This window comes from Pseudomonas sp. 30_B (genome assembly GCF_017491605.1).
GTDB lineage: Bacteria > Pseudomonadota > Gammaproteobacteria > Pseudomonadales > Pseudomonadaceae > Pseudomonas.
The window spans coordinates 1-428 of sequence record NZ_JAFGYY010000417.1 but is presented as its reverse complement, the minus strand read 5'-3'; the positions used below and the strand labels follow the sequence as shown (position 1 = coordinate 428).

The window sequence follows — 428 nt, the reverse complement described above, 5'->3', positions numbered from 1 at the left end:
CGTTGCGGATCTTCCCTTCTACGCCGAGCTCGTCGATGCGCTTCGCGGCGCAATGGTAGCGCTGACGGCTTCTGAGCCCACGATGAAGCACTATCCGGAAGCCGTCGCACGCCATGAAAAGGCGATCCGTGACGCTAAGTCATGCATCAAGCGAATCGATCAGGACGCCACCTGACCAACCGCGCCCGCCCTGCGGGCAATCACAACCCACCGGGGACCGCGATGCTTCACATCCATGCAAATCACGAATACAACGTCCGTGAAACGCTGACATGGGCCAAGCTCCAAGACGCCATCGAACGCCATGATCGCAACTACTTCGCCGGACATTGCCTCGACGCAATCGAGCTCATGCCGTCCGGCGCCATGCAGCGCATTGAGCCGGCAGCCGATACGTCTATCGAGCCTTTCGCCGCGTCGACCCATGC

1 protein-coding gene is annotated in these 428 nt (G+C 60.7%); it reads left to right on the top strand.

The genetic code is table 11. The annotated features are described in order from the left end of the window. Positions 1-222: 222 nt before the first annotated feature. A partial coding sequence (locus J5M67_RS28945) for a hypothetical protein (protein ID WP_207888742.1) occupies positions 223-428 on the top strand: 206 nt, incomplete at its 3' end.